Here is a 5,332-nt window from a genome sequence, read left to right on the forward strand (position 1 = left end):
AAAGTAAGTCAGGTTTTTGAATTTATTCAGAACCTGTCAGCTTTGAGTGAGCGACCTGTTCCGAGAGGGACAGAAAACAGTAACAGGTTTGAACTGAAGAGTTTGATCCTGGCTCAGATTGAACGCTGGCGGCATGCCTTACACATGCAAGTCGAACGGCAGCGCGGGAGCAATCCTGGCGGCGAGTGGCGAACGGGTGAGTAATACATCGGAACGTGTCCTGGAGTGGGGGATAGCCCGGCGAAAGCCGGATTAATACCGCATACGCTCTGAGGAGGAAAGCGGGGGATCTTCGGACCTCGCGCTCAAGGGGCGGCCGATGGCAGATTAGGTAGTTGGTGGGGTAAAGGCCTACCAAGCCGACGATCTGTAGCTGGTCTGAGAGGACGACCAGCCACACTGGGACTGAGACACGGCCCAGACTCCTACGGGAGGCAGCAGTGGGGAATTTTGGACAATGGGGGCAACCCTGATCCAGCAATGCCGCGTGTGTGAAGAAGGCCTTCGGGTTGTAAAGCACTTTTGTCCGGGAAGAAATCCTCTTCGATAATACCGGGGGGGGATGACGGTACCGGAAGAATAAGCACCGGCTAACTACGTGCCAGCAGCCGCGGTAATACGTAGGGTGCGAGCGTTAATCGGAATTACTGGGCGTAAAGCGTGCGCAGGCGGTGATGTAAGACCGATGTGAAATCCCCGGGCTTAACCTGGGAACTGCATTGGTGACTGCATCGCTGGAGTATGGCAGAGGGGGGTAGAATTCCACGTGTAGCAGTGAAATGCGTAGAGATGTGGAGGAATACCGATGGCGAAGGCAGCCCCCTGGGCCAATACTGACGCTCATGCACGAAAGCGTGGGGAGCAAACAGGATTAGATACCCTGGTAGTCCACGCCCTAAACGATGTCAACTGGTTGTCGGGCCTTCATTGGCTTGGTAACGTAGCTAACGCGTGAAGTTGACCGCCTGGGGAGTACGGTCGCAAGATTAAAACTCAAAGGAATTGACGGGGACCCGCACAAGCGGTGGATGATGTGGATTAATTCGATGCAACGCGAAAAACCTTACCTACCCTTGACATGGATGGAAGTCTGCCGAGAGGTGGATGTGCCCGAAAGGGAGCCATCACACAGGTGCTGCATGGCTGTCGTCAGCTCGTGTCGTGAGATGTTGGGTTAAGTCCCGCAACGAGCGCAACCCTTGTCCCCAGTTGCTACGCAAGAGCACTCCGGGGAGACTGCCGGTGACAAACCGGAGGAAGGTGGGGATGACGTCAAGTCCTCATGGCCCTTATGGGTAGGGCTTCACACGTCATACAATGGTCGGAACAGAGGGTTGCCAAGCCGCGAGGTGGAGCCAATCCCAGAAAACCGATCGTAGTCCGGATCGCAGTCTGCAACTCGACTGCGTGAAGCTGGAATCGCTAGTAATCGCGGATCAGCATGCCGCGGTGAATACGTTCCCGGGTCTTGTACACACCGCCCGTCACACCATGGGAGTGGGTTTTGCCAGAAGTGGCTAGTCTAACCGCAAGGAGGACGGTCACCACGGCAGGATTCATGACTGGGGTGAAGTCGTAACAAGGTAGCCGTATCGGAAGGTGCGGCTGGATCACCTCCTTTCCAGAGCTTTCTGCTCACTGCGTGTTAAGCGCTCACACTTGTCGGCTGTAGAAAAGACAGACTCAGGGGTCTGTAGCTCAGTCGGTTAGAGCACCGTCTTGATAAGGCGGGGGTCGATGGTTCGAATCCATCCAGACCCACCACTGTCTGTGGACGGGCAGATCCCTTGAGAATGTGACTGGGGGATTAGCTCAGCTGGGAGAGCACCTGCTTTGCAAGCAGGGGGTCGTCGGTTCGATCCCGTCATCCTCCACCAATCCTTAATGCCTAGTGTCCGGTTTGAACACAAACCGGGTATTACGCATTGGCGATTGAGCCAGTCAGAGCGGTACGTAAAGTATCGGCTGTCGTTCTTTAACAATCAGGAAGAAGTAGTAAAGAGATTCATCTGAACGCGTCTAGAGATGGGCGTCAGTAAGTGAATCAGGGTTGTGATTGTATCGAAGTATTTTTTAAGTGATCGAAAGATTGCTTTGGAATACGGCACAACGCGAAAACTCAGCCTGTAGCGAGTGAGTCCGGACGTGGCAACACGAAAGAGACACACCCGTTATAGGGTCAAGCGAACAAGTGCATGTGGTGGATGCCTTGGCGATCACAGGCGATGAAGGACGCGGTAGCCTGCGAAAAGCCCCGGGGAGCTGGCAAACAAGCTTTGATCCGGGGATGTCCGAATGGGGAAACCCACTCCGTATGGAGTATCCGTAGCTGAATCCATAGGCTACGTGAAGCGAACGCGGCGAACTGAAACATCTAAGTAGCCGCAGGAAAAGAAATCAACCGAGATTCCCAGAGTAGTGGCGAGCGAAATGGGATCAGCCTGTACTCTTTATCTGAACTGTTAGCCAAACACTCTGGAAAGTGTGGCCATAGCGGGTGATAGCCCCGTAGGCGAAAACAGATTGGAAGAACTGGGTGTACGACAAGTAGGGCGGGACACGTGAAATCCTGTCTGAAGATGGGGGGACCATCCTCCAAGGCTAAATACTCGTGATCGACCGATAGTGAACCAGTACCGTGAGGGAAAGGCGAAAAGAACCCCGGGAGGGGAGTGAAACAGATCCTGAAACCGCATGCATACAAACAGTCGGAGCCTCGCAAGGGGTGACGGCGTACCTTTTGTATAATGGGTCAGCGACTTACATTCAGTGGCGAGCTTAACCGGATAGGGCAGGCGTAGCGAAAGCGAGTCCGAACAGGGCGATTAGTCGCTGGGTGTAGACCCGAAACCAGGTGATCTATCCATGGCCAGGTTGAAGGCACGGTAACACGTGCTGGAGGACCGAACCCACTAACGTTGAAAAGTTAGGGGATGAGCTGTGGATAGGGGTGAAAGGCTAAACAAACCTGGAAATAGCTGGTTCTCTCCGAAAACTATTTAGGTAGTGCCTCGTGTCTCACCTTCGGGGGTAGAGCACTGTCATGGTTGAAGGGTCCATTGCGGATTACTTCGCCATAGCAAACTCCGAATACCGAAGAGTGCAATCACGGGAGACAGACATCGGGTGCTAACGTCCGGTGTCAAGAGGGAAACAACCCAGACCGCCAGCTAAGGTCCCCAAATATGGCTAAGTGGGAAACGAAGTGGGAAGGCTAAAACAGTCAGGAGGTTGGCTTAGAAGCAGCCACCCTTTAAAGAAAGCGTAATAGCTCACTGATCGAGTCGTCCTGCGCGGAAGATGTAACGGGGCTAAGCCATATACCGAAGCTGCGGATGCACATTTATGTGCATGGTAGGAGAGCGTTCTGTAAGCCTGCGAAGGTGCACCGGAAGGTGTGCTGGAGGTATCAGAAGTGCGAATGCTGACATGAGTAGCGATAAAGGGGGTGAAAGGCCCCCTCGCCGTAAGCCCAAGGTTTCCTACGCAACGTTCATCGGCGTAGGGTGAGTCGGCCCCTAAGGCGAGGCAGAAATGCGTAGCTGATGGGAAGCAGGTCAATATTCCTGCACCGGCGTGAAATGCGATGGGGGGACGGATCGCGGAAGGTTGTCCGGGTGTTGGAAGTCCCGGTCGCTGCATTGGAGAAGGCGCTTTGGCAAATCCGGGCGCAGGATTCAAGGGTGTGGCGCGAGCTTCTTCGGAAGCGAAGCAACTGGAAGGGGTTCCAGGAAAAGCCTCTAAGCTTCAGTTTCACGTTGACCGTACCGCAAACCGACACAGGTGGGCGAGATGAGTATTCTAAGGCGCTTGAGAGAACTCGGGAGAAGGAACTCGGCAAATTGGTACCGTAACTTCGGGATAAGGTACGCCCTGGTAGCTTGACCGGCCTGCGCCGGAAGGGTGAAGGGGTTGCAATAAACTGGTGGCTGCGACTGTTTAATAAAAACACAGCACTCTGCAAACACGAAAGTGGACGTATAGGGTGTGACGCCTGCCCGGTGCCGGAAGATTAAATGATGGGGTGCAAGCTCTTGATTGAAGTCCCGGTAAACGGCGGCCGTAACTATAACGGTCCTAAGGTAGCGAAATTCCTTGTCGGGTAAGTTCCGACCTGCACGAATGGCGTAACGATGGCCACACTGTCTCCTCCCGAGACTCAGCGAAGTTGAAGTGTTTGTGATGATGCAATCTCCCCGCGGCTAGACGGAAAGACCCCATGAACCTTTACTGCAGCTTTGCATTGGACTTTGAACCGGTTTGTGTAGGATAGGTGGGAGGCTGTGAAGCGGGAACGCCAGTTCTCGTGGAGCCGTCCTTGAAATACCACCCTGATCTGTTTGAGGTTCTAACCCTGGTCCGTGAATCCGGATCGGGGACAGTGCATGGCAGGCAGTTTGACTGGGGCGGTCTCCTCCCAAAGGGTAACGGAGGAGTACGAAGGTACGCTAGGTACGGTCGGAAATCGTGCTGATAGTGCAATGGCATAAGCGTGCTTGACTGTGAGACTGACAAGTCGAACAGGTGCGAAAGCAGGTCATAGTGATCCGGTGGTTCTGTATGGAAGGGCCATCGCTCAACGGATAAAAGGTACTCTGGGGATAACAGGCTGATACCGCCCAAGAGTTCATATCGACGGCGGTGTTTGGCACCTCGATGTCGGCTCATCTCATCCTGGGGCTGTAGCCGGTCCCAAGGGTATGGCTGTTCGCCATTTAAAGAGGTACGTGAGCTGGGTTTAAAACGTCGTGAGACAGTTTGGTCCCTATCTGCCGTGGGCGCTGGAAGTTTGAGGGGGCCTGCTCCTAGTACGAGAGGACCGGAGTGGACGAACCTCTGGTGTACCGGTTGTCACGCCAGTGGCATTGCCGGGTAGCTATGTTCGGAAGAGATAACCGCTGAAAGCATCTAAGCGGGAAACTCGCCTCAAGATGAGACTTCCCCGGAGCTTCGAGCTCCTTGAAGGGTCGTTCGAGACCAGGACGTTGATAGGTCAGGTGTGGAAGCGCAGTAATGCGTTAAGCTAACTGATACTAATTGCCCGTAAGGCTTGATCCTATAACAGGTGTGCCTCGCTCCCGACGTGGAGTGAAGTGCGCACAGGTTGAGAGATCGGTGTTGTGCCACAAACAACACAACCCCAACAAGAAACCTCTTTACGCTTCTTCCCGACTGGCTGTGGCGCAGGAAACTGCGACGCAGCAACCCGTCATGCCTGATGACCATAGCGAGCTGGTCCCACCCCTTCCCATCCCGAACAGGACCGTGAAACAGCTCCACGCCGATGATAGTGCGGATTGCCCGTGTGAAAGTAGGTAATCGTCAGGCTCCT

At 54.2% G+C, this 5,332-nt stretch carries 2 tRNA genes and 3 rRNA genes; all 5 read left to right on the forward strand.

From position 1 onward, the window contains the following. Nucleotides 1-90 precede the first annotated feature (90 nt). Nucleotides 91-1,621 (forward strand): 16S ribosomal RNA (locus V8683_RS31060). A 66-nt stretch (nt 1,622-1,687) separates the two neighbouring features. Continuing rightward, a tRNA-Ile gene (locus V8683_RS31065) sits at nt 1,688-1,764 on the forward strand. A 37-nt stretch (nt 1,765-1,801) separates the two neighbouring features. Beyond that, a tRNA-Ala gene (locus tag V8683_RS31070) sits at nt 1,802-1,877 on the forward strand. Nucleotides 1,878-2,177: 300 nt separating this feature from the next. Then, nucleotides 2,178-5,058, forward strand: a 23S ribosomal RNA gene (locus V8683_RS31075). A gap of 156 nt (nt 5,059-5,214) precedes the next feature. Beyond that, nucleotides 5,215-5,328 (forward strand): 5S ribosomal RNA (gene rrf / locus V8683_RS31080). The 16S, 23S and 5S rRNA genes sit together here with 2 tRNA genes alongside, the layout of an rRNA operon. The last annotated feature ends 4 nt before the right edge of the window (nt 5,329-5,332 follow it).

The organism is Paraburkholderia sp. AV2 (assembly GCF_054968425.1).